The organism is Actinokineospora baliensis (genome assembly GCF_016907695.1).
Lineage (GTDB): Bacteria > Actinomycetota > Actinomycetes > Mycobacteriales > Pseudonocardiaceae > Actinokineospora > Actinokineospora baliensis.
The window spans coordinates 6,327,991-6,353,374 of sequence record NZ_JAFBCK010000001.1 but is presented as its reverse complement, the minus strand read 5'-3'; the positions used below and the strand labels follow the sequence as shown (position 1 = coordinate 6,353,374).

Annotated in this window: 25 protein-coding genes and 1 riboswitch; of the genes, 16 read left to right on the top strand and 9 right to left on the bottom strand. The window is 70.5% G+C overall.

Annotation, left to right across the window (positions count from 1 at the left end; genetic code table 11):
* The first annotated feature begins 46 nt into the window (after positions 1 to 46).
* Positions 47 to 2,221, top strand: coding sequence for an excinuclease ABC subunit UvrB (uvrB, locus tag JOD54_RS28235; protein ID WP_204454965.1), 2,175 nt, complete (start codon positions 47 to 49; stop codon positions 2,219 to 2,221).
* A 3-nt stretch (positions 2,222 to 2,224) separates the two neighbouring features.
* On the opposite strand, the gene JOD54_RS28230 is transcribed toward uvrB, so the two are convergent.
* Complete coding sequence (locus JOD54_RS28230) at positions 2,225 to 3,145, bottom strand: LysR family transcriptional regulator (RefSeq protein ID WP_204454963.1); 921 nt, start codon at positions 3,143 to 3,145, stop codon at positions 2,225 to 2,227.
* A gap of 91 nt (positions 3,146 to 3,236) precedes the next feature.
* Between JOD54_RS28230 and JOD54_RS28225 the strand changes: the two genes are divergently transcribed.
* From JOD54_RS28225 to JOD54_RS28220, 3 genes are read left to right on the top strand one after another with little or no spacing between them, the layout of a single operon-like run.
* Entirely contained in the window at positions 3,237 to 4,496 is a 1,260-nt protein-coding gene (locus tag JOD54_RS28225) for an MFS transporter (RefSeq protein WP_204454961.1), read from the top strand.
* A 4-nt stretch (positions 4,497 to 4,500) separates the two neighbouring features.
* Positions 4,501 to 4,809, top strand: coding sequence for a transposase (locus JOD54_RS36095; RefSeq protein ID WP_372440261.1), 309 nt, complete (start codon positions 4,501 to 4,503; stop codon positions 4,807 to 4,809).
* A gap of 26 nt (positions 4,810 to 4,835) precedes the next feature.
* Positions 4,836 to 5,699 carry an IS3 family transposase gene (locus JOD54_RS28220; RefSeq protein ID WP_372440355.1) on the top strand — a complete coding sequence of 288 codons (864 nt, stop codon included), beginning with the start codon at positions 4,836 to 4,838 and terminating at the stop codon, positions 5,697 to 5,699.
* 766 nt (positions 5,700 to 6,465) lie between these two features.
* Here JOD54_RS28220 and JOD54_RS28215 read toward each other — a convergent pair.
* Positions 6,466 to 7,617, bottom strand: a complete 1,152-nt coding sequence (locus JOD54_RS28215) for a type I restriction endonuclease (protein ID WP_204454957.1) — start codon at positions 7,615 to 7,617, stop codon at positions 6,466 to 6,468.
* A gap of 182 nt (positions 7,618 to 7,799) precedes the next feature.
* Positions 7,800 to 8,447, bottom strand: a complete 648-nt coding sequence (locus JOD54_RS28210; protein WP_204454955.1) for an FMN-dependent NADH-azoreductase — start codon at positions 8,445 to 8,447, stop codon at positions 7,800 to 7,802.
* Positions 8,448 to 8,539: 92 nt separating this feature from the next.
* Here JOD54_RS28210 and JOD54_RS28205 point away from each other — a divergent pair, with 92 nt between their 5' ends.
* Entirely contained in the window at positions 8,540 to 9,010 is a 471-nt protein-coding gene (locus tag JOD54_RS28205) for a MarR family winged helix-turn-helix transcriptional regulator (RefSeq protein WP_204454953.1), read from the top strand.
* Here the strand turns inward: JOD54_RS28205 and JOD54_RS28200 are convergent.
* The 3 genes from JOD54_RS28200 to JOD54_RS28190 form a co-directional block, all read right to left on the bottom strand.
* Positions 9,007 to 10,212 carry an MFS transporter gene (locus JOD54_RS28200; protein WP_204456751.1) on the bottom strand — a complete coding sequence of 402 codons (1,206 nt, stop codon included), beginning with the start codon at positions 10,210 to 10,212 and terminating at the stop codon, positions 9,007 to 9,009. The genes JOD54_RS28205 and JOD54_RS28200 overlap by 4 nt on opposite strands.
* A gap of 14 nt (positions 10,213 to 10,226) precedes the next feature.
* A complete protein-coding gene (locus tag JOD54_RS28195) occupies positions 10,227 to 10,745 on the bottom strand; it encodes an ArsR/SmtB family transcription factor (RefSeq protein ID WP_239573534.1) in 519 nt (172 codons plus the stop codon).
* 76 nt (positions 10,746 to 10,821) lie between these two features.
* Complete coding sequence (locus JOD54_RS28190) at positions 10,822 to 10,986, bottom strand: hypothetical protein (protein WP_204454952.1); 165 nt, start codon at positions 10,984 to 10,986, stop codon at positions 10,822 to 10,824.
* A gap of 128 nt (positions 10,987 to 11,114) precedes the next feature.
* Here JOD54_RS28190 and JOD54_RS28185 point away from each other — a divergent pair, with 128 nt between their 5' ends.
* Together JOD54_RS28185 and JOD54_RS28180 are read left to right on the top strand one after the other, a co-directional pair.
* Positions 11,115 to 11,939 carry a crotonase/enoyl-CoA hydratase family protein gene (locus JOD54_RS28185; protein WP_204454950.1) on the top strand — a complete coding sequence of 275 codons (825 nt, stop codon included), beginning with the start codon at positions 11,115 to 11,117 and terminating at the stop codon, positions 11,937 to 11,939.
* 540 nt (positions 11,940 to 12,479) lie between these two features.
* Positions 12,480 to 14,186, top strand: coding sequence for an AMP-binding protein (locus JOD54_RS28180; RefSeq protein ID WP_204454947.1), 1,707 nt, complete (start codon positions 12,480 to 12,482; stop codon positions 14,184 to 14,186).
* Here JOD54_RS28180 and JOD54_RS28175 read toward each other — a convergent pair.
* Complete coding sequence (locus tag JOD54_RS28175) at positions 14,175 to 14,846, bottom strand: SAM-dependent methyltransferase (protein ID WP_204454945.1); 672 nt, start codon at positions 14,844 to 14,846, stop codon at positions 14,175 to 14,177. The two genes, JOD54_RS28180 and JOD54_RS28175, sit on opposite strands and share 12 nt — an antisense overlap.
* Before the next feature lie 38 nt (positions 14,847 to 14,884).
* Positions 14,885 to 16,261: an FAD-binding oxidoreductase gene (locus JOD54_RS28170; protein ID WP_204454943.1), complete on the bottom strand. Its 1,377-nt coding sequence runs from the start codon at positions 16,259 to 16,261 to the stop codon at positions 14,885 to 14,887.
* Between the two features lie 58 nt (positions 16,262 to 16,319).
* Here JOD54_RS28170 and JOD54_RS28165 point away from each other — a divergent pair, with 58 nt between their 5' ends.
* The 8 genes from JOD54_RS28165 (at position 16,320) to JOD54_RS28130 (ending at position 21,248) form a co-directional block, all read left to right on the top strand.
* On the top strand, positions 16,320 to 16,880 hold the full coding sequence (locus JOD54_RS28165) for a type 1 glutamine amidotransferase domain-containing protein (RefSeq protein WP_204454941.1): 561 nt from the start codon (positions 16,320 to 16,322) through the stop codon (positions 16,878 to 16,880).
* 136 nt (positions 16,881 to 17,016) lie between these two features.
* Positions 17,017 to 17,235, top strand: coding sequence for a hypothetical protein (locus tag JOD54_RS28160; RefSeq protein WP_204454939.1), 219 nt, complete (start codon positions 17,017 to 17,019; stop codon positions 17,233 to 17,235).
* 125 nt (positions 17,236 to 17,360) lie between these two features.
* A complete protein-coding gene (gene clsA / locus JOD54_RS28155) occupies positions 17,361 to 17,978 on the top strand; it encodes a cardiolipin synthase ClsA (protein WP_204454937.1) in 618 nt (205 codons plus the stop codon).
* Positions 17,979 to 18,021: 43 nt separating this feature from the next.
* Positions 18,022 to 18,402, top strand: a complete 381-nt coding sequence (gene gcvH / locus JOD54_RS28150; RefSeq protein ID WP_204454934.1) for a glycine cleavage system protein GcvH — start codon at positions 18,022 to 18,024, stop codon at positions 18,400 to 18,402.
* Between the two features lie 143 nt (positions 18,403 to 18,545).
* Positions 18,546 to 18,998: a glycogen accumulation regulator GarA gene (gene garA, locus JOD54_RS28145; RefSeq protein ID WP_204454932.1), complete on the top strand. Its 453-nt coding sequence runs from the start codon at positions 18,546 to 18,548 to the stop codon at positions 18,996 to 18,998.
* 6 nt (positions 18,999 to 19,004) lie between these two features.
* On the top strand, positions 19,005 to 19,757 hold the full coding sequence (gene ftsR, locus JOD54_RS28140; RefSeq protein WP_204454930.1) for a transcriptional regulator FtsR: 753 nt from the start codon (positions 19,005 to 19,007) through the stop codon (positions 19,755 to 19,757).
* A gap of 162 nt (positions 19,758 to 19,919) precedes the next feature.
* Positions 19,920 to 20,393, top strand: a complete 474-nt coding sequence (locus tag JOD54_RS28135; protein ID WP_054046144.1) for a bifunctional nuclease family protein — start codon at positions 19,920 to 19,922, stop codon at positions 20,391 to 20,393.
* Between the two features lie 285 nt (positions 20,394 to 20,678).
* Positions 20,679 to 21,248 carry a MerR family transcriptional regulator gene (locus JOD54_RS28130; protein WP_204454928.1) on the top strand — a complete coding sequence of 190 codons (570 nt, stop codon included), beginning with the start codon at positions 20,679 to 20,681 and terminating at the stop codon, positions 21,246 to 21,248.
* Here JOD54_RS28130 and JOD54_RS28125 read toward each other — a convergent pair.
* Positions 21,245 to 22,030, bottom strand: a complete 786-nt coding sequence (locus tag JOD54_RS28125; protein WP_204454925.1) for a GNAT family N-acetyltransferase — start codon at positions 22,028 to 22,030, stop codon at positions 21,245 to 21,247. The two genes, JOD54_RS28130 and JOD54_RS28125, sit on opposite strands and share 4 nt — an antisense overlap.
* Before the next feature lie 100 nt (positions 22,031 to 22,130).
* Positions 22,131 to 22,232: riboswitch (glycine riboswitch) on the top strand.
* A gap of 180 nt (positions 22,233 to 22,412) precedes the next feature.
* Between JOD54_RS28125 and gcvP the strand changes: the two genes are divergently transcribed.
* The gene (gene gcvP, locus JOD54_RS28120; RefSeq protein WP_204454923.1) at positions 22,413 to 25,286 is read left to right on the top strand and encodes an aminomethyl-transferring glycine dehydrogenase; all 2,874 of its coding nucleotides are present in this window, start codon (positions 22,413 to 22,415) and stop codon (positions 25,284 to 25,286) included.
* The last annotated feature ends 98 nt before the right edge of the window (positions 25,287 to 25,384 follow it).

Below are 25,384 nucleotides of genomic sequence, written 5' to 3'. Positions count from 1 at the left end.
CCGCCGCCCATCCGGGATTGTCGGTGGGCGGGCGTAGTCTCGTTCTGTGGCTTTCGCGACCGAGAAATCCCAGCAGAACGCACCTGTGCTCGCCCACTCCGAGCACCGGCCAGTCAGCGACATCCCGCGCGCGGGCGGGAAGTTCCGGATGGCCGCGCCCTACCAGCCCGCCGGTGACCAGCCCGCCGCCATCGACGAGCTGGAGCGCCGGATCACCTCGGGCGAGCAGGACGTGGTGCTGCTGGGCGCCACCGGTACCGGCAAGTCGGCCACCACGGCGTGGCTGGTCGAGCGGGTGCAGCGGCCCACGCTGGTGATGGCGCCGAACAAGACGCTGGCCGCGCAGCTGGCCAACGAGCTGCGGGAGTTCTTCCCGGACAACGCGGTCGAGTACTTCGTCAGCTACTACGACTACTACCAGCCCGAGGCCTACATCCCGCAGACCGACACCTACATCGAGAAGGACTCGTCGATCAACGACGACGTCGAGCGGCTGCGGCACTCGGCGACGATGAGCCTGCTCTCGCGCCGCGACGTGATCGTGGTCGCCTCCGTGTCGTGCATCTACGGCCTCGGCACCCCGCAGTCCTACCTGGACCGCTCGATCGGGCTGGCCGTCGGCGGCGCCGTCGAGCGCGACACGTTCCTGCGCGCGCTGGTGGACGTGCAGTACAACCGCAACGACATCGCCTTCGCCAGGGGCACCTTCCGGGTCCGCGGCGACACGGTGGAGATCATCCCGGCGTACGAGGAGCTGGCCATCCGGGTCGAGTTCTTCGGCGACGAGATCGACAAGCTGTACTACCTGCACCCGCTCACCGGCGACATCGTCCGCGAGTGCGACGAGCTGCGGATCTTCCCGGCGACGCACTACGTGGCCGGTCCGGAGCGGATGGAGCGCGCGATCGGCGGCATCGAGTCGGAGCTCGAGGAGCGGCTCGCCGAGCTCGAGCGCCAGGGCAAGCTGCTGGAGGCGCAGCGGCTGCGGATGCGCACCGCCTACGACATCGAGATGATGCGCCAGGTCGGGTTCTGCTCGGGCATCGAGAACTACTCCCGGCACATCGACGGCCGCGCCGCCGGGACCGCGCCCGCCACCCTGATCGACTACTTCCCGGACGACTTCCTGCTGGTCATCGACGAGTCGCACGTGACGGTGCCGCAGATCGGCGGCATGTACGAGGGCGACATGTCCCGCAAGCGCAACCTGGTCGAGCACGGCTTCCGGCTGCCGAGCGCGGTGGACAACCGGCCGCTGACCTGGGAGGAGTTCACCCAGCGGATCGGCCAGACGGTGTACCTGTCCGCCACGCCCGGCCCGTACGAGATGGGCCAGGCGGCAGGCGAGTTCGTCGAGCAGGTCATCCGCCCGACCGGGCTGATCGACCCCGAGGTCGTGGTCAAGCCGACCGAGGGCCAGATCGACGACCTGGTGCACGAGATCCGGGTGCGGGCCGAGCGCGACGAGCGGGTGCTGGTCACCACGCTGACCAAGAAGATGGCCGAGGACCTCACCGACTACCTGCTGGAGCTGGGCATCCGGGTGCGCTACCTGCACTCCGAGGTCGACACCCTGCGCCGCATCGAACTGCTGCGGCAACTGCGCTCCGGTGACTACGACGTGCTCATCGGCATCAACCTGCTGCGCGAGGGCCTCGACCTGCCGGAGGTCTCGCTGGTCGCCATCCTCGACGCGGACAAGGAGGGTTTCCTGCGCAGCGGCACCTCGCTGATCCAGACCATCGGCCGCGCGGCGCGCAACGTCTCCGGCGAGGTCCACATGTACGCCGACAAGATCACCGACTCGATGCGGCACGCCATCGACGAGACCAACCGCAGGCGCGAGAAGCAGGTCGCCTACAACACCGAGCGCGGCATCGACCCGCAGCCGCTGCGCAAGAAGATCGCCGACATCCTCGACCGCGTGTTCACCGAGGCCGAGGAGGCGGACCCGGTGCCGATCGGCGGGTCCGGCCGCAACACCTCCCGGGGCAAGCGGGCCACCGGAGAGGCGGGGTCAACCAAGTCGGCGGGCCTGGTGTCCGACCGCGACGTCAAGTCGATGCCGAGGGCGGAGCTGGCCGACCTGGTCCAGCAGCTCACCGACCAGATGATGAACGCCGCCCGCGACCTGCAGTTCGAGCTGGCCGCCCGGCTGCGCGACGAGATCCACGACCTCAAGCGGGAACTGCGCGGCATGGACGCCGCGGGCATCCGCTGAGGGTCAGCGCGCCCAGTCCGGCGCCCAAGTGTCCCCGGACGGCCGGTACCCGGTGCGGAGGTGGTCGAGCAGGTCGGCCAGCACCGGGTGCGGGTTGTCGGTCCGCCAGACGACCGACAGCGGGTACACCGGGGTGGGGTCGGTGACCGGGACGCGGCGCAGGTCGTAGCTCTCGGGCCAGAGGTAGCGCGAGCCCTCGCCGACGAGCATGGCCAGCCGGGGGGAGTCGGCGATCTCGGCGAGCAGCGCCTCGATGCCGAACATCGGTCCCACGGTGTCGATGGTCAGCCCGAACGCCGCCGCCAGGTCGTCGTAGTAACCCAGCGGCTCGGGGTCGGACATGCCCGGCATCCAGATCGGGTGGTCGGTGAGCTCGGCTGGGGTCACGGTCTCGTTGTCCGCCAACGGGTGCCGGGGTCCGACCAGCAGCTCGTGCCGGTCGTCGATGACCCGTGCGGCGCTCAGTCCTGTTGGGACGGTTGTGGTCCGCAGCGACCGGAAGGTGGCGTCGAGGGTGCCCGCGCTGACCTCCGCGAGCGCGGCGCGGGCGTCGGCGTTGGTCAGCGCCACCACGTCGAGTTCGATGCCGGGGCGTTGTTGGTAGAAGGCGCGCAGCGCGTGCGACGGCGCGATCCTGCGGCTGACCACGTCGACGCGCAGTGCCCGGCGCCCGGGTGTCACGGCGGCGGTGACGCGTTCGGCGGCGCGCAGGAGTTCGCGCGCGTGGGGCAGCAGCGCTTGCCCGTCGACGGTGAGCCGGACACCCCTGGCGATCCGCGCGAACAGCCGCACCCCGAGTTCCCGCTCCAGCGCGGCCACCCGCTTCGACGCCGCCTGCTGCGTGATCTCCAGGTCGTCCGCGGCCGCCTGGAACTGCCCACTCCCGGCGACGGCGACGAAGGTCCGCACGGCATCGAGGTCCACGGCCCGACCGTACCCCCACAACGCCCGGTTGTGGCACGCCGCTCGACCCGTTGTTGGTGCCTGCCCCCGGTCATCGGTTTGGCTGGCCCGCATGACTTCCGCGCTCGGCCGGTCCTTCCGCTGGCTGTGGGCCGCCTACGCCGTGAGCGCGTACGGCACCGGCCTCGCCTTCGGTGCGTTCTCGATCATCGCCATCACGGTGCTCCACGCCACCTCGACCGAGGTGGCCGCGCTGGCGTCGTCCGGCCTCGTGATCGGTGCCCTGCTGGCCGTCCCCCTGGGCCCGTGGATGGAGGGCCGCGCCAAACGACCCGTGATGATCACAATGGACCTCACCCGCTTCGCCGCCCTCCTCACCATCCCCGTGGCTTACGCCCTAGGCGCCCTCACCTTCCCCCACCTGCTGATCGTCGCCACGACCACCGCCACTGCCAAGATCGCCTCCGCCGCAGCCAGCGGCGCGTACCTGCGAACCCTCATCCCCGCCGACCGGCTCCTCCTGGCCACCAGCCGCCTCGAATCCACCACCTGGTCCGCCACCGTGATCGGCCCACCCGTCGGCGCGGCCGCAGTGTCATTCTTGGGCCCAGTGGCCACAACCACCCTGGACGCGGTGAGCTACCTGTTGTCCGCCTTGGGAATCTCCGCGATCCGCACCCCAGAACCACCGCGGCCCAGCAAGGTGTCTCGCCGCTGGTCCGACCTCATCGAAGGCTGGCGCCACATCTTCGCCAACCGCCCCCTGCGCCGCCACTTCACCAACACCCTCGCGGTCAACGCCCTCATCATGGCCGCGGAACCCCAAGTGGCCGTCCTCATGCTCACCCACCTGAACTTCCCCGCCTGGCAGTACACCCTGGCTTTCGCCCTCCCCTGCACAGCAGGCCTACTCGGCTCCCGCCTAGCCCCTCGCCTAGCTTCCCACTACACCCCGGCGATCGTCTTGAACACGACCGGAACCCTGCGCGCCCTATGCCCCCTGGGCCTGGCCTTCACCCAACCCGGCCTCCCCGGCCTGGTCACCGTCCTATTGACCCAGTTCGCCCTGATCATCTCCATCAGCATCCACACCCCCACCCTCGCCGCCTACCGCCTGACCCACACCACCCCCACCCACCACACCCGCCTGCTTACGGCGTGGTCCATCAGCAGCAGCCTCACCATCGCCGCAACCACCCTCCTGTGGGGCTACCTAGCCCACCACACCACCCCCCGAACGGCGATCGCCCTAGCCGGACTCCTACTCCTCGCCACCCCCTTCCTCCTCCCACGCCAACGCACCACCAGCCCCATGAGGGGCCTCGAGGTTTCCGGACAGGAACCCAGTAAGATTGTCCTGTCGGGAAGTTGAGGGAGTGCACGTGGCCCATCGGAGTCCGTACTCGCCGGAGTTTCGTGAGGAAGCAGTTCAGATGGCGTTGCGGTCGAAACGGCCGATCGCCGAGACGGCGCGCGAGTTGAATATGAACTCGGAGACACTGCGTGTATGGGTGCGGAGCTATGAGCGGGAACAAGGCGCGGACTCGGCCGTCGCCGTGTCGGAGCCGTTGGCAACGGACGAACGAGCGCGACTACGAGAGTTGGAACGCCGTAACCGCGAACTCGAGATGGAAGTGTCTTTCCTGAAAAAAGCCGCAGCGTACTTCGCGAAGGATGCCGAGTAGTCAGCAAGTACGAGTTCATCGAAACGATGCGACTTGAACCTGCGAAGTACGCGTATCCAGTCCTGTTCATGTGCCGACTGCTCGACGTTTCCAGGTCCGGCTACTACGAATGGCGCGGCCGGGCGGAATCGGCCACCGCGCGACGGCGAGAGGAGCTGAAAGCGTTTATCCGGGACGCGTTCGAGGCCTCGGACTCGACTTACGGCCACCGGCGGGTCCATGCCCAGTTGCGGCGGGCAGGCGTGTGCGTGGGTGTTGAACTGGTCCGGCACCTCATGCGTGAACTGGGGCTGGTTCCCTGCCAGCCAAGACCCCGGCGGTTCGGGCTGACCACCGCGGCGGCCGCGCCGGTGGGCGACCTGGTCGGCCGTGACTTCACCGCGCCCGCGCCGGGACGCAAGCTGGTCGGCGACATCACCTACGTTCCCACGATGGAAGGCTGGCTTTACCTGGCCACCGTGCTGGATTGCTGCACGAAAGAAGTGATCGGCTACGCGATGGACGACAACTACCAGACACCGCTCATCAGCCGCGCTATCCGCAACGCGGCCCGAAACCGCCCACTCGCCGACGGTGCGATATTCCACAGCGACCGCGGCAGCAATTACATGTCCACCGAGTACCACAACGTCCTCACCAGCCTCCGGTTGAAGCAATCAGCAGGGCGAACCGGAATCTGTTTCGACAACGCGATGGCCGAATCGTTCTTCGGCACACTCAAAAACGAATGCGTCAACCGGACGGCTTACTCCACCCGAGACGAAGCCCGGCAGCACATCACTCGCTACATCGAGTTCTGGTATAATCGCCGACGACTTCACTCAGCGATAGGCTACCGCCCACCGCACGAGGTATACATCGAACACAAGAACCAACAAATCGCCGCTTGAATAGACAGTTAATCCCCTGTCCGGAAACCGCGCGGCTCCTCACCACGCCCTAGACCCTTGGGGCAGAACACTTCCCGAGCCAGCCCGTTCGCTCTCCGAGCCAACCCCGCCACCGCTCCCAGAAGTCGCTGGTGCCACCCCAGCCCACCGGGCCAGCCCCGCCAGCCCCATAACCGCTCCCAGAAGCCGCCGGTGCCACCTCAACCCACCGAGCCAGCCCGCCCAACCCAACCCACCGAGCCAACCCCGCCAGCCCCATAACCGCTCCCAGAAGCCGCCGGTGCCACCTCAACCCACCGAGCCAGCCCACCGAACCCAGCCACCGCTCCCGGAAGCGCCGGTGCCACCTCAACCCACCGAGTCAGCCACCCAAACCCAACCCACCGAGTCAGCCCACCGAACCCAGCCACCGCTCCCGGAAGTCGCTGGTGCCAACTGCTCGATGGGGTGGACCTGTTTTGTGTGGGGGAGCGGCAGTCGTAGCGTTCCTGCGCGGACAGGGCCACGCTTTTCGGCCCCTGCTTTGCGGTCCTGCCACGGCTGTCGTAGGGGCCCCACGCAAAACAGGTCCACCACATCGAGCCCGCACTCAAATCGCGGATCGGCGCGCGATGCCGAAGGCGAGGCGTCCAACGAAGATCACCCGCCACAAGACCCCCCGATACACAGCTTACCGAGACACACCGACAAACCCGAGCAACAGAGAACCCCTGTGCACAACCAAGCCCGTTGTGGACAAGTCAACGGCGAAGCACGAGCATGATCCTCACTCCGCCACCGCAGGCACCAACGCCTCCCCAGCGGGACTCGGAATCACCACTCCCGCGCCATACCGCGCCACAGTCGCCCGCAGCCGGTCTGCGTACTGGTAGATGTCCTCCACCCGCTCCAACGCGAACCTCGTCTCCACCTTGTTCTCGTCGAACACGCCGAGGTACTTCTTCGTCCGGTTGAACCACAACCGGGCGATCGGCTTGCGGTTGTTGTCGTCGAGCAGGACGCCGAAGTAGGTCTTCGTGTCCCGGCCGACTACGCGGTTGCTGGCGACCTCGCTGCAGACGATCGCGCGGACCACCCGGTAGCCCTCGAGTTCCTCCTCCGTCGTGACGAGATCAGTCTCGCCCGGTGCGGGTGCCTGTGCCTCGACCTCCGCCTCGGCGGGCGCGGGTTCCGCCGCGTTCGACACGCTGACGAACGAGTCCGGCCCGCCGAGGGCGCTCTTGAGCCGGTCGTTGACCTGCTCGTTGAGGAACTGGCGCATCGCCTTGTCGACGAGGGTGGTGAACTGCTCCCGCACCCGTTGGGTGAACGAGCCGTCGTAGACCTTGGTGGTGAAGTAGCGGACCCAGGCCTCGGAGGGCTCCTTGAACTCCGCCGCCAGGACGCGCTTGATCTGGCCGATGTACTTGAGCTCGCCCGCCGCGCTGATCACGGAGTCGAGGTCGAACGAGTCCTTGCTCAGCTTCGCCAGTTCCGGCAGCAGGGTGGTGTCGACGTCGCTGAAGTCCAGGACCAGGAAGGGCTTCGAGTCCATCCGGTTCGGCGCGTCGAGGTCGGTGTAGAACTGGTACACCTCGCCGTTGGTGAGGATCGCGATCCTGGCGTTGGTCACCGAGAAGTAGCGGAAGAGCTGGGAGGCGTGCTCCACCCGCAGCGGGTCGTTGACCTTCTTGGCCTCGACCAGGATCTGCACCTGTCCGTTGTGGACCAGCGCGTAGTCGATCTTCTCGCCCTTCTTGGTCCCGACGTCGGCGGTGAACTCGGGGATGACCTCGGCCGGGTTGAACACGTCGTAGCCGAGCACCAGGCTGATGAACGGCATCACGAAGGCGTTCTTCGTCGCTTCCTCGGTCTCGATCGTCGCCTTGTGCTTGCGGATCTTCAATGCCAGGGCCTGGGCCCGCTCCGCGATGTCCATGGTCGAGACGCCTTCCGCTCGTGTGCGTTCGGGGACTGTCCGGACACGGACGGTTGCCCTATTTCACTGTGCGAAGAGTCGGGGTGCGGTCCCGTTGTGTTACCGGCGTGTCCGAGTCGTGACATGGCGCGAACTGGTCCTTTGTGGACTTGGTGGGTGGCGCTGTCGCCATGGAACAGCACCTACACGGCAACCCGCTCCGCGAACGCCCGACCAGTGCTAGCCGCCAGTTCGTGTGCGGCGCTCACCGACTGCTCCGCCAACGGGATCAGCTCTGCCATCGACGGAACCGTGGTGGCCAGGGTCAGTTCGGCGGGGATGACCGACACCTGTGCGCCCAGGACGTCTTGGAGGATTCGGGTTAGCCAGGGGGTGGCGTGGTCCCAGCCCTCTCGGGGGGTGCCGGGGGAGTAGCCGCCGCCTCGGGCGATGACTAGGGCGGCTTGCTTGCCGACTAGGGGCTGGGTTCCGGGGGCGAAGCGGGGGTCGGTGAGCAGCAGGTCGATCCAGACCTTGAGGTGGTGGGAGATGCCGAAGTTGTAGAGCGGGGTCGCGATGACCAGGGAGTCGGCGGCGGCTACCTCATCCGCGATCGCGGTGGCCAGGGTGAGGGCCGCGAGGTGGGCGGGGGTGCGCTCGTCGGCGGGGACGGCGGCTGCGGCCAGGGCGTCGGTCCAGGCGGTGGGGGGTAATCCGTCGGTCACCAGGTCTCGGCGGGTGATGGTGCCGTTCGGGTGCGCGGCCAGCCAGTTGTCGGTGACCGTGTCGGCGACGGCGCGGCTGACCGAGCCGGTGTGGCGGATGCTGCTGTCGAGGCGGAACAGGTTCACGGGAAGTCCTCCGTTGGGCAGATCGTCTGTACTGCAGACTATCTTGCACGCGGAGGGATTCGCTGTCCACGTCCCCTCGGTAGGATGCGACGGTGACCACACCCGCCGTCGAGTCCGATCTGGGGTGGGCGCTGGGCGTGGTGTTCCGCGGCTACGTGCGCGCGGCCGAGGAGGTGCTCGCCGACCTGCCCGGCGGACCCCGCGGTTACCAGGTCCTCGCCAGCGCCACCACTGGCGAGTCGTGCAGCCAGCAGGTCCTGGCGCACCGCCTCGGGCTGGACAAGACCGTGATGACCTACCTCATCGACGACCTCGAGCGCTCCGGCCTCGTCGAGCGCCGCCCCGACCCCGCCGATCGCCGCGCTCGCCTGCTTTCCGCCACAGAGACCGGATTAGCGCGCTTCGCGGAGACCGCCGAAGCGCTGCGCCGCGTCGAGGAACACGTCTTGGCCCCGCTGGCCGCCCAGGAACGGGACCTGCTGCGCGACCTGCTGCGCAAGCTCGCCACCCGCCAGGACGACGGCTCGAACCCGTGCGCGGCGGTGGACGAAATCCAGTGCTAGGCGGGGCTCGGTTGGCGGATCAGACCGCGGACGCTGGGCGTGAGTGAAGCGGCCAGGATGGCCAGCAGGACGAGCACGGCGAGACCGGTCAGCGTGGCGGCCGTGCCGAAGTGGATGGCCAGCGGGCCGACGGCGATCTCGCCGAGCGGGAGGGCGATGAAGGAGCCGACGGCGTCGTAGGAGTAGACGCGGGCCAGGCGGTCTTGGGGGACGTTCTCCTGCAGGGACACGTCCCAGGCGATGCCGAACTGCTCGATCGCGATGCCGCCGACGAACATGGCCACGAGCATCGGGATCACGGCGGGCGCGTGCGCCAGGACCAGCAGCGGCACGGCCTCGACCGCGATCAGGGCGGTGCCGAACAGCAGTGCTCGGCGCGGCTGCCAACGGCTGGCGACGATGCCGCCGACCAGGGCGCCGACGGTCTGCGCGCCGAGGATGAAACCCCAGGCCAGTCGGCCGAAGGTGGAGTCGGCGATGGACGGGCCCAGCACCTGCATGCCGCCGGTGATCGCCGCGTTGACCACCATGAACGCCAGCACGATCGACCAGACCCAGGTGCGGGCGGTGAACTCGGCCCAGCCCGCGCGCAGGTCGGCCAGCGGCCGGGTCGGCTCGCTCTCGGCGATCTCCGGTGCTCGCACCCGCGCGTAGCAGAACGACGCCACCAGGAACACCGCCGCGGTCGCGGCCATCGCCCAGCCGGGGCTGGTCAACGCGGCCAACATTCCGCCGAGGGAGGCGCCGGTGATCAGCGCCGAGTTGATCCCCATCCTGACCACGGCGTTGGCCTGGCGGATCATGCCGGGCGGCACCGTCTGCGGGGTCAGCGCGGACGCGGCGGGCAGCGACGCCGCGGCGACCGCGCCGTTGACCACGCTGAGCACCACCAGCAGCGGGATCGAGGCGAAGTCGAGGAGCACGGCCAGCGCCGTCGCCGCCTGCGAGGCGGCGGCGGCCAGGCTCGCGCCCTGCAGGATGACCCCGCGGGGCAACCGGTCGGCCAGGACGCCGCCCATGAGCAGCAGCAGCACGTTCGCGATGGACCGCGCGCCGACCACCACGCCGAGCGCCACCACCGACCCGGTCAGGTCGAGCACGGCGAACGCCAGCGCGACCGGCGCGATGGCGTTGCCGATGTAGGTGGTGATCCGGCCGATGGCCAGCCTGCGGAACATCGGCACGCGCAGCGGGGCGAGCATCCCGGCCGACGAGGTCAACAGCGGTCCATCTCGAACATCGAGATCGTGGTGCTGACCCGGACCGTGCCCGGTGTCCTCGGCGGCTGCGCCGCGTCGCGCAGCCGCAGGCTCATCTCCCGCACGTGCGCCACCGTATCGCGCCACACCTGCGGGTCCACCCACAGCTCGGCGTCGGTGGCGGTCTCGGCGCCCGGTGCGCGCCGCGCGGTGCGCGCACCCAGCCCGGCCACCAGGGCCGAGGTGATCAGGTGGTCGTCTCCCGGGTCGCGCGGCGCGGCCACCGCGGGCGGGATGTGCCGGTACCGCTTGGCGATGCCGCCGCGGATCGGCACCTCCTCCACGATCTCCACCAGACCGGCGTCGGCGAGCTTGCGCAGGTGGTAGCTGATGTTGGGCTGGCTGTCGCCGAGCTCCCTGGCGACCTCGGCCGCGCTCATCGCGCGGTCGGTCACCAGCGACAGGATGCGCATCCGCAACGGGTGCGCGAGCGCGCGCATCCCGTGCAGGGTCGAGCGAGTATCCCCCATGTCCATACAGCGAGTCTCTGAATGCGGACCGACCGTGTCAAATGACTATGCCGAGCGCCATCCGGGGGAGCGTTCCCACTGCTCAGCTGGTGCGGGCCCGCCGCCTGCCGCCCTGGCTCGGCTTCGGCGCGGGGGTGCCGACCGGCTGCGCGCCGTCCTGCTGCTGCTCCGCCGCCGCCGCGCCCTCGGTCATCTCGCGCAACAGCTGGTCGAAGATCGGCGTGGACATCACGCTCTGGTTCGCCATCCGCAGTTCTCCTCGCTACCCGGCTTGCGCCAGGAACCTACCCCGGCACCCGGCGCGCCCAGGTGATCACGACGCCACACGATCGGGGGAAGTGTCCGATCTGGTTACCGACTAGTAATGTCGCCGGTATGACGGAGAACCTGGTGTCGGTCGCGGTCGAGGTGGCCGACCACGTGGCCGAGGTAACCCTGCTCGGGCCCGGTAAGGGCAACGCCTTGGGGCCGGACCTCTGGCGGGAGCTGCCGGTCGTGTTCGGCGGCTTGGACGCGGATCCGGAGGTGCGGGCCGTTGTCCTTACTGGTAGCGGCGCCAACTTCTCCTACGGGCTCGACCTGCCCGCGATGATGCCCACCTGGGGTGACCTGCTCGGCGACGGAGCCCTCGCCGCGCCGCGCACCCGGTTCCTCGGCGAGATCCGGGCGCTGCAGGACGCCGTCACCGCCGTGGCCGCGTGCCGCAAGCCGGTGGTCGCCGCAGTCAGCGGGTGGTGCATCGGCGCCGGGCTGGACGTGATCGCCGCGGCCGACATCAGGGTCGCCAGCGCCGACGCCAAGTTCAGCCTCCGGGAGGTCAAGGTCGCCATCGTCGCCGACCTGGGCAGCCTGCAGCGGCTGGGCGGCGTCATCGGCGAAGGGCACCTGCGCGAGCTCGCCCTCACCGGCAAGGACATCGACGCCGAACGGGCGCTGCGCATCGGGCTCGTCAACGACGTGCACCCCGACCAGGCCGCCGTGCTGGCCGCGGCGAGGCAGTTGGCCGCGGACATCGCCGCCAACCCGCCGCTGGTCGTCCAGGGCACCAAGGACGTACTGGGCCACGAGCGCGAACGCCGGGTCGCCGACGGCCTGAGGTACGTCGCGGCCTGGAACGCGGCGTTCCTGCCCAGCAAGGACCTCGGCGAGGCCGTCCAGGCGTTCCTGGAGCGCAGGCCACCGAAGTTCACCGGCCAATAGCCCCAACCCGGGCTGCCTGGTGCAGGCTCGTCCGGATCGCTGCAGGCTCGCGCAGGCCGCAGCCGTAGCCGACGACGGTGCCAAGCGCTCGATGCGGTGGACTTGTTTTGCGTGGGGTGGCGGTATCCGTAGCCTTGCCTCGCTGCAGGGCCATGCTTTTCGGCCCCGGCTTTTGCGGTCCTGCCACGGGTGGCGCAGGGGCCCCGCGCAAACAAGTTCACCGCATCGAGCTCCCCCCGCCGACCAGGAGCCGCCGACTGGCAGCCGCCGCCCGGGAGCCGCCGCCCGGGAGCCGCCGCCCGGGAGCCGCCGCCCGGGAGCCGCCGACTGGCAGCCGCCGCCCGGGAGCCGCCGCCCGGGAGCCGCCGCCCGGGAGCCGCCGACTGGCAGCCGCCGCCCGGGAGCCGCCGCCCGGGAGCCGCCGCCCGGGAGCCGCCGCCCGGGAGCCACCGCCCGGGAGCCACCGACCAGGAGCAACCGACTGGCAGCCACCGACCGGCAGCCACCGACCAAGAGCCGCCGACCAGAAGGGGAGCAGCAGTGGCTGATCCGACCCAGGACTTCCGCGCCGCCAGGGACTTCCTGCTGCACCACCGCGAGGACTACGACGCCGCGCGGGACGGGTTCGCCTGGCCTAGGCCTGCCGGGTTCAACTGGGCGCTGGACTGGTTCGACGTGGTCGCCGCCGAGGGGCCCACTGCCGACCGGTTGGCGTTGTGGATCGTGGAGGAGGACGGGTCCGAGCGGAAGTGGACCTTCGCTGAGCTGTCCAGGCGGTCCAGCCAGGTCGCGGTCTGGCTGCGCGAGCGGGGCGTCGCGCGGGGCGACCGGCTCGTCCTGATGCTCGGCAACCAGGGTGAGCTCTGGGAGACGATCCTGGCCGCGATCAAGCTCGGCGCCGTGATCATCCCCGCCACCACCCTGTTGGCCCCCGCCGATCTGCGGGACCGCGTCGACCGCGGCCGGGCGCGACACGTCGTGGCCCGCTCCGCGGACACGGCCAAGTTCGACGACGTGCCAGGCGAGTACACCCGCATCGCGGTCGGGGACCCGGTCGAAGGTTGGCTCAACTACGCGGATTCAGCCCAAGCGTCCGCCGACTACAGCCCTGATGGCCCCACCAAGGCCGACGACACCCTGTTGCTGTACTTCACCTCCGGCACGACCGCGCGACCGAAGCTCGTCGAGCACACCCACGTGTCGTACCCGGTGGGGCACCTGTCGACGATGTACTGGATCGGCCTGGAGCCGGGGGACGTCCACCTCAACATCTCGTCGCCCGGCTGGGCCAAGCACGCCTGGAGCAACGTCTTCGCGCCGTGGAACGCCGAGGCGACGGTGTTCATCCACAACTACACGCGGTTCGACCCCGTCGGCTTGATGGCGCAGATGGACCGCTGCGGTGTCACCAGTTTCTGCGCCCCGCCGACTGTGTGGCGGATGCTGATCCAATCCGATCTCGGCCTGCTGGCCACCCCACCGACCAAGGTCGTCGGCGCGGGGGAGCCGTTGAACCCCGAAGTGATCGACCAGGTCTCCCGCGCCTGGGGTGTCACGATCCGCGACGGCTTCGGGCAGACCGAGACCAGCGTCCAGGTCGCCAACACCCCCGGGCAGCGGGTGAAACCGGGCTCCATGGGCAGACCGCTGCCCGGCTTCACCATCGACCTCGTCGACCCGGCCACCGGCGAACCCGCCGACGAGGGCGAGATCTGCGTCGTGCTCGCCGACCGGCCCGTGGGTCTGATGACCGGCTATGCCGATGACGACGACCGCACCTCCGACGCGATGCGCGACGGCCGCTACCACACCGGCGACGTCGGGTCGCGCGACGAGGACGGCTACATCACCTACGTCGGCCGCGCCGACGACGTCTTCAAGGCCTCGGACTACCGGATCTCCCCCTTCGAGTTGGAGAGCGTCCTCATCGAGCACCCGGCGGTCGCCGAAGCCGCGGTGGTCCCGTCGCCGGACCCGATCCGGCTCGCGGTCCCCAAGGCGTACGTGGTGCTCGCCGCGGGGCACGAACCGGACGCGGACACCGCCCGCTCGATCCTCGCCTTCGCGCGCGAGCACCTCTCGCCGTACAAGCGGATCCGCCGCCTGGAGTTCGCCGAACTGCCCAAGACGATCTCCGGCAAGATCCGCCGGGTGGAACTGCGCGGTCGCGAACAGCAGATCCACGGCGGCGGCGCCACCGCGGCGGGCGAGTTCACCGAGGAGGATTTCCCCGACCTAGGCCGCTAGCCGGGCCCGGACCACGTGGTCCGAGCGCGTGCCCTCGACACCGTCCGGGCTGGTCGAGGGCCGGGTCACGACCTCGGCGAGCTCCACGGTCCACCGGTCGTCGAGCTCCAGGAACGCCAGCACCTCGTCGGTGCCGGGGAAGTGCACGTCGTGGCGCGGCTCGGTCATCCAGGTGGGCCACCCGTAGTGGCTGACGATCAGCAGCACGCCACCGGGCGCCACGGCCTCCGACGCCCGGCGCAGCGTCCGCTGCCGCTCGCCCTCCTGCTCGACGGGGGAGTGGAAGAACTGGGCGCACACCAGGTCGAACCGGCCTTCGGGGAAGGTCGCGTTCAGGTCGTGCCGCTCGAAGGTGATCGAGCCTGCGACGCCCCGGGCCGTGGCCAGTTCCAGTGCCCGGCCGAGCGCGGTCGCCGACACGTCCACCCCGGTCACCGCCCACCCCCGCTCGGCGAGCCAGACCGCGTCGCCGCCCTCGGCGCAGCCCAGGTCGAGCGCGGTGCCCGGTGGCAGGTCGGTGACCTCGCGGACGAGCAGGTCGTTGGGGTTGCCCGACCAGATCTGGTCCTTCTCGGCGTAGAAGCCCTCCCAGAACTCGGCGGGGTCGCGCGGCTCGGTCTGCTGGTGCCCGTGCTGGTGGGTCCCGTGGTGGTGAGTCATGGCTCCGATGATGCGGGGGTGAACCGCGAACTCGCAAACTATGTTGCCGGATCGGCAACAAGAACGTCCGGGTTGAGCACGCGGTCCGGGTCCCAGGCGTGCTTGATGGCCCGGTAGAGGGCGCGCTCGGCGGGGGACCGGGTCAACCCCAGCCAGGCCGCCTTGGCGACCCCGACCCCGTGCTCGGCCGAGATCGTGCCGCCCCTGGCCGCCGCCGCGCGCAGCACCCGGTCGGTCAGCGCGTCCGCCCGTTCATCCGCGCCGACCACGTTGACGTGGAAGTTGCCCTCGGCGAGGTGTCCGAAGAGGACTGTTGTTGCCGCGGGCGCGACTTCCGCCGCCATCGCACGGATCTCGCGTTCGAACTCCGCCGCTTGGGCTGGTGGCACACCGACGTCGAGCTTCAGCGGCGGCCCCAGGGCGTTGATCGCTTCAGCGTGCGCTTCGCGATGTGTCCACAGTGCACGGCGGGCTGGCTCGTCGACCGCGAGCGCCGAATCTCTCAGTCCCACAAGCGTTTCGACGACCGCGCCGAGGGCTTCGGTGGGGTCCTCGTTGTCGGCGCACTCCACGAGCAGATACGTCGGGTAGGTCGTCGCGAAGGGCGGGGGTATCCGCCTGTGCGCGCAGACCAGGCGCAGGCCGTCGTCGTAGTAGACCTCGGCGGAAGTCAGGGACGGCAGAACACGAAGGGCCGCAATGGCTGCCACCGCGTCTTCAGTTCGGTCGAAGGCAAGTGTCGCCGTAGCGCGTTCGGTGAACGCGGGAATCAGACGCAGTCGTGCCGCTGTGATCACCGCGAGCGTGCCCTCGCTGCCGACCAGAGCCCCGGCGAGGTCGTACCCGGTGCTGTCCTTGGGCAGCCCGGTAACACCGCCGACCACCTGACCGTCGGCCAACACCGCTTCGACATCGGCCACTTGGTCGCGTGTGGACCCCCAGCGCAGAACCCGCAACCCGCCCGCGTTCGTCGCGAGGAGCCCACCCACGGTGGCGCTGTCGCGGGAGGCGATGTCGATCGCGAAGTCCAGCCCGGCAGCCGCCGCGTGCGCGGTCAGCGCGGCAAGGGTCACCCCAGCCCCGGCGGTCACCTGGCGGGTCACCGGATCCACGGGCCCGAGGTGGTCCAACCGCGTCAGGCTCAGCACAACCCCGCCCCCGTAAGGGATCCCGCCCCCCACGAGTCCGGTGTTGCCCCCTTGCGGCACAACCGGCACACCCAGCTCGCGGCACACCCGCAAGACCCCGGCGACCTCGTCCCGATCCGCGGGCCGCGCCACCGCCCCCGCCGAACCGGTGAACCGCCCCGTCCAGTCGGTGGCGAACCCCGCCACCACCTCCGGATCCGTCAGCACGTGCCCAGCCCCGACCACCCCGACCAGAGCGTCGACCAGCTCGCTGTCCACTGTCCCCATGATTGGGATCGTCCCCGATGGGCACCCCTGCTGTGCACCCGACCGGAAGGAATCAGCCATGGCAGCCCTCACCGACCGCACGATCGCGTTCCTCGTGGCGCCGGAGGGCATCGAACAGGTGGAGCTCACCGAACCGTGGCAGGCGGTGGCGAAGGCGGGCGGCAAGCCCGTGCTGGTCTCCACCGAGTCCGGCGAGGTGCAGGCCTACCACCACCTGGACAAGGCCGACACCTTCCCGGTGGACAAGACCGTCGACCAGGTCGAGGCCGCCGAGTTCGACGGCCTGGTGCTGCCAGGTGGGGTCGCCAACCCCGATTTCCTGCGGACCGACCCGAGGGCCGTGGCGTTCGCCAAGTCCTTTGTCGACTCCGGCAAGCCCGTCGCGGCCATCTGCCACGGCCCGTGGACGCTGGTCGAGGCCGATGTCGTGCGCGGCAGGACCCTGACGTCGTGGCCGAGCCTGCGCACCGACCTGCGCAACGCGGGCGCGGACTGGGTCGACGAACAGGTGGTGGTCGACCACTCCGGCAACGCCCCGCTGATCACCAGCCGCAACCCCGACGACCTGCCCGCCTTCTGCGCCGCGCTGGTCGACACCGTCGCGACCGTCCGCACCTGACGCCTTCCCATCCCGAGCGCAAGCCGTTGGCTTAGCGCGGTCACGGGGTGGGATCGCATCGATTCAGTTCGATTCGGCCGCCGAGAGAGCTAACACACACTCCTCGGTTGCCGACGTCCGGAGCGGAGGTAAGCCGATGAGTACCGAAACGATCTCTCACCAGGCCGGATCCGGATCCGGGCCGACCCTGCCGACCGCGCCGTGCAGCGTGGTCTGGAGCCAGGGGCACGCTTACGTGCTGGAGTACACCGGGGGAGCGGCCCGTTGGGTCGGTCTCGACGCGTTCGGCAGGCCGACCGCGCTCAGCCCCACCGCTCTCGAGCGGCAGGGCTGGACGCACCGCCGCGAGGACTAGTCCGGGGCCCGGCACGGAGCCGGGGGTCAACTGGGGACTGGGGAAACTGGGGGGACTGGGAATGGTCTTTTCGAGGGGATGAACCACCGGGCGTAGTCGTCTCCCGCCTGCCCTACTCTTCCCGCATGGCTGAGCTGCGGGAAGAGAGGGCGGAGCGGGGAGAAAGCGCTTCGGCGGATCGCGTGTGGACGATCCCGAACATCCTGAGCATGCTGCGGCTGGCCGGGGTGCCGCTGTTCCTGTACCTGCTGCTGGTGCCCAAGGCCGATGGCTGGGCGCTGGTCGTGCTGCTGTTCAGCGGGCTCAGCGACTGGCTGGACGGCAAGATCGCGCGCTGGCTCGACCAGACCAGCAGGCTCGGCGCCCTGCTGGACCCGGCGGCCGACCGGCTCTACACGCTGGTCACGATCGTCGCCTTCGTCGCGCGCGACATCGTGCCGTGGTGGGTCGCGGCGCTGCTGGTCGCCCGCGACGTGCTCGTCGGCGGGTGCATCCTCGTGCTGCGCCGGGGCGGGTTCGCCCCGCCCGAGGTCACCTACGTCGGTAAGGCAGCGACGTTCAACCTGATGTACGCGTTCCCGTTGCTCTTGTTGGCCCAAGGCGGTTCCACCCTCGCCTCGGTGGTCCGGCCGGTCGCCTACGCGTTCGTCATCTGGGGCGGGCTCTTGTTCATCTGGTCCGGCTTGCTGTACCTCGTGCAGACACGAGCGGCGCTGCGGTTGGCCGGGAGCGCCGCCGTTTAAGCTCTGCGCCACCATCAGGGTCAAGGTCCGAAAGAGGGCTCGAGTGATTCCCGAAGAACTCCGCTACACCGACGAGCACGAGTGGGTGGCGACCAAGGCCGACGACCTGGTCCGCGTCGGCATCACCGAGTACGCCCAGCAGCAGCTCGGCGACGTCGTGTTCGTGCAGCTGCCCGAGCTCGGCGACCGGGTCGAGGCGGGCGCCTCGATCGGCGAGGTCGAGTCGACCAAGAGCGTCTCCGACCTCTACGCCCCGCTCAGCGGGGAGGTCGTGGCGGTCAACGACGCGGTGGCCGAGCAGTCCGACCTGCTCAACTCCGACCCCTACGGCGAGGGGTGGCTCATCGAGATCAGGGTCGACGACCCCGAGGCGCTCGAGGCGCTGCTCGACGCCGATGCCTACCAGGCCCTCACCGAAGCCTGAGCGGGCGTGAGACGATCTTGACCAGCGGGTCGGGCCGCGGTCGGCACCCAGCCGACCGCGAAGGGGTACCACTGCCCCGGCGCCTGATCGCGCACGGTACGTTGGCAACTGTTCAGCGCAACTGACCAGCAGGAGGAGCTCAGGTGAGCACCAACGACGGGCCCGGCGTCCCGCCGGAGCAGTCTCCGGAGCGGACTTCGGTCTTCCGGGCCGACTTCCTCACCGACCCCGAGGCCCAGGCGGCCCGGGCGCCCGAACCCGCGGTCGCGGGTGTCGACGCCCTGCCCGCGGGCTCGGCGCTGCTGGTGGTCAAGCGCGGCCCCAACGCGGGGTCGCGGTTCCTGCTCGACCGCGACACCACCAGCGCGGGCAGGCACCCCGACAGCGACATCTTCCTCGACGACGTCACCGTCTCCCGGCGGCACGCGGAGTTCCGCCGCGAGGGCGGCGAGTTCGTGGTGATCGACGTCGGCAGCCTCAACGGCACCTACGTCAACCGCGAGCCGGTCGACCAGGCCGTGCTCGCCGGTGGCGACGAGGTGCAGATCGGCAAGTTCCGCCTGGTGTTCCTCACCGGCCCCGGCGCGGGGGCCTAGGGAGGCGTGACGGCCGCGGGTCGGCAGCCCAGGGGCGGGTCCAGCATCGGCGCCGTACTGGCGCGGCTGCGGCCGGACTTCCCGGACGTGACCATCTCCAAGATCCGCTTCCTCGAGTCGGAGGGGCTGGTCAGCCCGCAGCGCTCGCCGTCGGGGTACCGGCGGTTCACCGAGGCGGACGTGGCCAGGCTGCGCTTCGTGCTCGCCGCGCAGCGCGACCACTACCTGCCGCTGAAGGTCATCAAGCAACAGCTCGACCGCTCGGGCGGGCCACCGGGGACGGTGGCCCGCCCGGCGCGCGGTCTGGCCCCGGTACCCGACGTCCCGGTGCTCGACGCCCCCGCGTTCGACGGCTCGACACCGGCGATCACGCTGCCCCTGGCCGTGACCGGCACGCTCACCCGCGACGAAGTGGTCGAGCGCGGCGGGATCACGGCGCAGACCCTGCTCGAACTGGAGCAGTACGGGTTGTTGGGCGCCAACGCCGACGGGTCGTTCGACAGCGACGCGCTCACCGTCGCCGCGACCGCGGCCGCGCTGGCGGAGTACGGAATCGAACCCCGGCACCTGCGCGCGTTCCGCGCCGCGGCCGACCGCGAGGTCGGTTTGATCGAGCAGGTGCTCACTCCTCTGTTCCGGCAACGTGATCCGGCGGCTCGGGCGCGCGCGGACGAGGCGGCCGACGACCTCGCGGCGCTCACGGTGACGCTGCACTCGCTGCTGGTGAGGGCCGGTCTGCGCAGAGTCACCGGCCGGTAGCCGGGTGCGCACGGCGGCGCGCGGGGTGAACCGATCACTGTGCGGGAGACGTGAGATAGGCGGGCGTGGGGACCAGATGGCGGGTAGCGTCGAAGTAGGCGATGAGCGATCCTCGATGGAACGGGACGCCGATGCCCCAGCGAGCGGAGGGAGGCGAGCCCGATGAGCGAGATGCGCGTCGTGGGGGTGCGGGTGGAGTTGCCCGCGAACCAGCCGATCTTGTTGCTGCGCGAGACCGAGGGAGAGCGGTACCTGCCGATCTGGATCGGATCGGTGGAGGCCACGGCGATCGCCCTGGAGCAGCAGGGGGTGCGGCCCGCGAGACCGCTGACCCACGACCTGCTCAAGGACGTGATCGGCGCGCTCGGCCGCGAACTGGAACAGGTGCGGATCACCGATCTGCGCGAGGGCACCTTCTTCGCCGAACTGGTCTTCGACGGCGACGTGCGGGTCTCCGCGCGGCCGAGCGACTCGGTCGCGCTGGCGCTGCGCGTCGGGGTGCCGATCCACGCCGAGGACTCGGTGCTGCAGGAAGCCGGGTTGATCATCCCGGACGAGCAGGAGGACGAGGTGGAGAAGTTCCGCGAGTTCCTCGACTCGGTCTCGCCCGAGGACTTCCGCGGCGCCGACACCTGAGCCGCCGCACAACCTGCTCCTGATCCCCGACTTACCGCTGCCTGATTCCCCGGCGAAGACCCTCCCCACCAGCGACTCCCATCCCCTCCCCGCGCGTCGCGTTGACCTCCCCGCGCCCCCGTCTTACCGTCACAGACGAGCGAAACACTCCGGGCCGGGGCGCGAGCACCACCGCACCGACCACCGCCGGACCGGGTGTGCGCCGCTCGACCGAGGCGTTCCGCAGGGTGGAACGGGCGGTCTCGTTCGCCGGCCACATCGGTGGCCGGACGAGGGGAGGCAGGCGTGTTCGAGGAAGGTCCCGCTGGGGCTGACTCCGTCTTCGGCGGCGAGCAGGGCGAACTGTTCCCGGACGCCTCGCTGCCCGACGAGCTCGTCGGCTACCGCGGTCCCGCCGCGTGCCAGATCGCGGGCATCACCTACCGGCAGCTCGACTACTGGGCCCGCACCGGCCTGGTCGTGCCGACCGTGCGCAGCGCGCAGGGCTCGGGGTCGCAGCGGCTCTACTCGTTCAAGGACGTGCTCGTCCTCAAGGTCGTCAAGCGGCTGCTCGACACCGGTGTGTCCCTGCAGAACATCCGGGTCGCGGTCGACCACCTGCGCAGGCGCGGCGTGCGCGACCTGGCCAGGATCACCCTCTTCAGCGATGGCACCACGGTCTACGAGTGCACCTCGCCGGAGGAGGTCGTCGACCTGCTGCAGGGCGGCCAGGGCGTGTTCGGCATCGCCGTCAGCGGCGCCATCCGGGAGATCAGCGGCACCATCCACGAGTTCCCGGCCGAGCGCGCGGACGGCGTCGAGGTGCCGGTGGACGACGAGCTCACCCAGCGCAGGAAGGCCCGCAACGCGGGCTAGCCCCGGGGCACTGTGTACGGGGTTGTCAGCGCGATCGCGGTGAAGCCGACCCGCTCCAGGATGGGGCGGCTCGTCGGCAGCGCGTCCACCTGCAGGTAGCGCACCCCTCGCTGCTCAGCGCGGCGTGCCCGGTGGCTCACCAGCGCCCGGTAGATCCCGCGGCCGCGCCACGCCTCGACGGTCCCGCCGCCCCAGAGGCCCGCGAACTCGGTGCCCGGGTAGTAGTCCGTGCGGGCGGCGCTGACCGGTTCGTCACCCGCCACGGCGAGGACGACGTCCATGAGCCCCGCCGCCAGCCCGACGCGCATCCGCCTGCCGAGCCCGCTGTGGTCGCCGCCGAAGGCGAGGTCGTGCACCAGCACCGCGCGGTCGATGTCCGCGTCGTCGGCCACCTCGACCAGCCGCACCCCCGCAGGCGGTTCGAAGTGCGGTACCGCCGCGGCCTCGGCGACCATCACCGACTCGACCCCGTCCGCGACCAGCCCGGCCGCGGTCAGCCGGGCACCCAGGTCAGCGGGGGTGTCGTGGTGGTGCAGCTTCCACTCGGCGTGGCCCTCGACCGTGCGCAGCCACGCGACGGTGTCCGCGATCACCTGGTCGGCCGTCGCCTCGTCGAGTGAGGACCAGACGACGCCAGACCACCCGTCCGGCCCCACCCCGAGGTGCCTGGTCAGCTGGTCGGTGCGCTCGGCGGTGGCCGCGCCGCCTGAAGGGGGCAGGTCACGGCGCAGCTGCGCGTCGTAGGCCGCGCGAACGGCCGCGGTGTCCAAGGTGGAGCCCATACCGGGCAGTCGACCGGTAGCCGCACCCGGTCCGCAATCGAATTGCACCCTGCCGGACGAGAAACGCACCCTGGACGGGTTAGACTCGTCAACGCGTCGCTGAACCCGTGCGGGAGAGTCCGTCCGGTCCACCAGACCGGCACGGCGCCGAAGGAGCAAATCCTCCCCGGAACCTCTCAGGCAAACGGACCGTGCGGGTGAGACGCCTCTGGAAAGCGGGCGAGCCGGCACGACCGGGGAGCCCCGCCGAAGGTGCAAGTCGCGTCCCGGGCAGGGGCGCGGTGAAGCTCTCAGGCGCCTTCGGGCACGGACAGAGGGGGAGGGCCACACGGGCGGACCGCCCGTGCCAGGCCCGACCCCCCTGCACGCCCGAGGAGCCACTTTGACGACCGACCGGATCCCGCTCGCCGCGCTCGAGCACGGCACCCCGTTCGCCGACCGCCACGTCGGTCCCCGCCCCGCCGAGCTGTCCAGGATCCTCGACGTCGTCGGCGTGGGGTCGCTGGAGGAGCTCGCCGAGCACGCCGTGCCGGAGTCCATCCGCGAGGGCGACCTGGCCATTGACCTGCCCGCACCGGCCACCGAGGTGCAGGCGCTGGCCGAGCTGCGCGAGCTGGCCGCGAGCAACCGGACGCTGACCCAGATGATCGGCCTGGGCTACTACGGCACGCACACCCCGCCGGTGATCCGGCGCAACGTGCTGGAGAGCCCCGCCTGGTACACCGCCTACACCCCGTACCAGCCGGAGATCAGCCAGGGCCGCCTGGAGGCGCTGCTCAACTTCCAGACCATGGTCGCCGACCTGGCGGGCCTGCCCACCGCCAACGCCTCCATGCTCGACGAGTCCACCGCGGCCGCCGAGGCGATGACGCTGCTGCGCCGCGCGGGCCGCTCCAAGTCCAACCGGTTCGTCGTCGACGCCGACACCTTCCCGCAGACCATCGCGGTGATCGAGACCCGCGCCGAGCCGCTGGGCATCGAGGTCGTCGTGCACGACCTGGCCGAGGGCCTGCCGGTCGACGACTTCTTCGGCGTCCTGCTGTCCTACCCGGGCGCCTCCGGCTCGGTGCGCGACTTCGCCGAGCTCATCCGCACCGCGCACGGCCGCGACGCCAAGGTCGCCGTCACCGCCGACCTGCTCGCGCTGACCCTGCTGCAGGCGCCCGGCGAGATCGGTGCCGACGTCGTCGTGGGCACCACGCAGCGGTTCGGCGTGCCGATGGGCTTCGGCGGGCCGCACGCGGGCTACATGGCCGTCGGCAAGGGCCTCGAGCGCCAGCTGCCCGGCCGCCTGGTCGGGGTCAGCACCGACGCCGACGGGCAGCCCGCCTACCGGCTCGCGCTGCAGACCCGCGAGCAGCACATCCGCCGCGAGAAGGCGACCTCCAACATCTGCACCGCCCAGGTGCTGCTGGCCGTGGTCGCCTCGATGTACGGGGTCTACCACGGCCCCGACGGCCTGCGCGCCATCGCGACCCGCACCCACCGGCTGGCCGCGGTGCTGGCCGAGGGCCTGCGCCGCGGCGGCGTCGAGGTCGTCGAGACGGCGTTCTTCGACACCGTGTCCGCCCGCGTGCCCGGCCGCGCCGCCGAGATCGTCTCCGCCGCCAGGGGCCTGGGGGTCAACCTGCGCCTGGCCGACGCCGACACCGTCGGCATCGCCGCCGACGAGACCACCACCCGCGCGCACCTGGACCTGGTGTGGAAGGCGTTCGGGGTCAGCGCCGACGTCGACGCGCTCGACGCCGACACCCCGGACGCGCTGCCCGCCGACCTGGTCCGCACCAGCGAGTTCATGACCCACCTGGTGTTCTCCACGCACCGCTCCGAGACCGCGCTGCTGCGCTACCTGCGCGCCCTGTCGGACAAGGACGTCGCGCTCGACCGCAGCATGATCCCGCTGGGCTCGTGCACGATGAAGCTCAACGCGACCGCGGAGATGGAGCCGATCACCTGGCCCGCCTTCGCCGACCTGCACCCGTTCGCGCCGGTCGAGGACGCCAAGGGCATCCTGACCATCATCTCCGACCTGGAGGACTGGCTGGCGAAGCTGACCGGCTACGACGCGGTCAGCCTCCAGCCCAACGCGGGCAGCCAGGGCGAGTTCGCCGGTCTGCTGGCGATCCGCGCCTACCACCGGTCCCAGGGCCACGGTGAGCGCGACATCTGCCTGATCCCGTCCAGCGCGCACGGCACCAACGCCGCCAGCGCCGTCATGGCCGGTATGCGCGTGGTCGTCGTCGCCTGCGACGACAACGGCAACATCGACCTGGGTGACCTGCGCAAGAAGGTCGCCGAGCACAGCGCCGACCTCGCCGCGATCATGATCACCTACCCGTCCACGCACGGCGTGTACGAGGACACCGTGCGCGAGGTCTGCGGCCTGGTGCACGACGCGGGCGGTCAGGTCTACGTCGACGGCGCGAACCTCAACGCGCTCATCGGCCTGGCCCGCTACGGCAAGTTCGGCTCGGACGTCTCGCACCTCAACCTGCACAAGACGTTCTGCATCCCGCACGGCGGCGGCGGCCCCGGTGTCGGCCCGATCGGCGTGCGCGCGCACCTGGCGCCGTTCCTGCCCAACCACCCGCTGCAGCCCACCGCGGGCCCCGCGACCGGTGTCGGCCCGATCAGCGCCGCGCCGTGGGGCAGCGCGTCGATCCTGCCGATCTCGTGGGCGTACGTGCGGATGATGGGCGCCGACGGCCTGCGCCGGGCGACGCTGACCGCGGTCGCCTCGGCCAACTACATCGCCCGCCGCCTCGACGAGCACTTCCCGGTCCTCTACACCGGCGCGGGCGGCTTCGTCGCCCACGAGTGCATCCTGGACCTGCGGCCGATGACCAAGGCCACCGGCATCACCGTCGACGACGTGGCCAAGCGCCTCGCCGACTACGGCCTGCACGCCCCGACGATGTCCTTCCCGGTCGCGGGCACGCTCATGGTCGAGCCGACCGAGAGCGAGGACCTCGCCGAGATCGACCGGTTCTGCGCCGCGATGATCGCCATCAAGCACGAGGTCGACCGGGTCGCCGCGGGCGAGTGGCCGCTGGCGGACAACCCGCTGTCCAACGCCCCGCACACCGCGGCGTCGATCACCGGTGAGTGGGACCACCCGTACAGCCGGGAGGTCGCGGTGTTCCCGGCCGGGCACGGCGCGCCCAAGATCTGGCCGCCGGTGCGCCGCATCGACGGCGCCAAGGGCGACCGGAACCTGGTCTGCTCCTGCCCGCCGCTGGACGCCTACAGCAGCTGAGCGCGGTTTGTCGAGGGTGGCCCGCCGAGTGGTTTCTCGGTGGGCCACCCCCGTTGCGGCCTGGGAAGATGGCGGGCGCCCGCGGTGTTGGGCGAAGT

What these genes read in the sequence shown, in the direction of transcription:
- JOD54_RS28220 (WP_372440355.1), top strand. Translation starts at nt 4,836, where the DNA reads ATGCGACTTGAACCTGCGAAGTACGCGTATCCAGTCCTGTTCATGTGC.
- JOD54_RS28170 (WP_204454943.1), bottom strand. Translation starts at nt 16,261, where the DNA reads ATGGGGACAGTGGACAGCGAGCTGGTCGACGCTCTGGTCGGGGTGGTC.
- JOD54_RS28200 (WP_204456751.1), bottom strand. Translation starts at nt 10,212, where the DNA reads ATGCTCGCCCCGCTGCGCGTGCCGATGTTCCGCAGGCTGGCCATCGGC.
- JOD54_RS28185 (WP_204454950.1), top strand. Translation starts at nt 11,115, where the DNA reads ATGACGGAGAACCTGGTGTCGGTCGCGGTCGAGGTGGCCGACCACGTG.
- JOD54_RS28165 (WP_204454941.1), top strand. Translation starts at nt 16,320, where the DNA reads ATGGCAGCCCTCACCGACCGCACGATCGCGTTCCTCGTGGCGCCGGAG.
- JOD54_RS28225 (WP_204454961.1), top strand. Translation starts at nt 3,237, where the DNA reads ATGACTTCCGCGCTCGGCCGGTCCTTCCGCTGGCTGTGGGCCGCCTAC.
- JOD54_RS28215 (WP_204454957.1), bottom strand. Translation starts at nt 7,617, where the DNA reads ATGGACATCGCGGAGCGGGCCCAGGCCCTGGCATTGAAGATCCGCAAG.
- clsA (WP_204454937.1), top strand. Translation starts at nt 17,361, where the DNA reads ATGGCTGAGCTGCGGGAAGAGAGGGCGGAGCGGGGAGAAAGCGCTTCG.
- JOD54_RS28135 (WP_054046144.1), top strand. Translation starts at nt 19,920, where the DNA reads ATGAGCGAGATGCGCGTCGTGGGGGTGCGGGTGGAGTTGCCCGCGAAC.
- JOD54_RS28195 (WP_239573534.1), bottom strand. Translation starts at nt 10,745, where the DNA reads ATGGACATGGGGGATACTCGCTCGACCCTGCACGGGATGCGCGCGCTC.
- JOD54_RS28160 (WP_204454939.1), top strand. Translation starts at nt 17,017, where the DNA reads ATGAGTACCGAAACGATCTCTCACCAGGCCGGATCCGGATCCGGGCCG.
- JOD54_RS28190 (WP_204454952.1), bottom strand. Translation starts at nt 10,986, where the DNA reads ATGGCGAACCAGAGCGTGATGTCCACGCCGATCTTCGACCAGCTGTTG.
- JOD54_RS28175 (WP_204454945.1), bottom strand. Translation starts at nt 14,846, where the DNA reads ATGACTCACCACCACGGGACCCACCAGCACGGGCACCAGCAGACCGAG.
- JOD54_RS28125 (WP_204454925.1), bottom strand. Translation starts at nt 22,030, where the DNA reads ATGGGCTCCACCTTGGACACCGCGGCCGTTCGCGCGGCCTACGACGCG.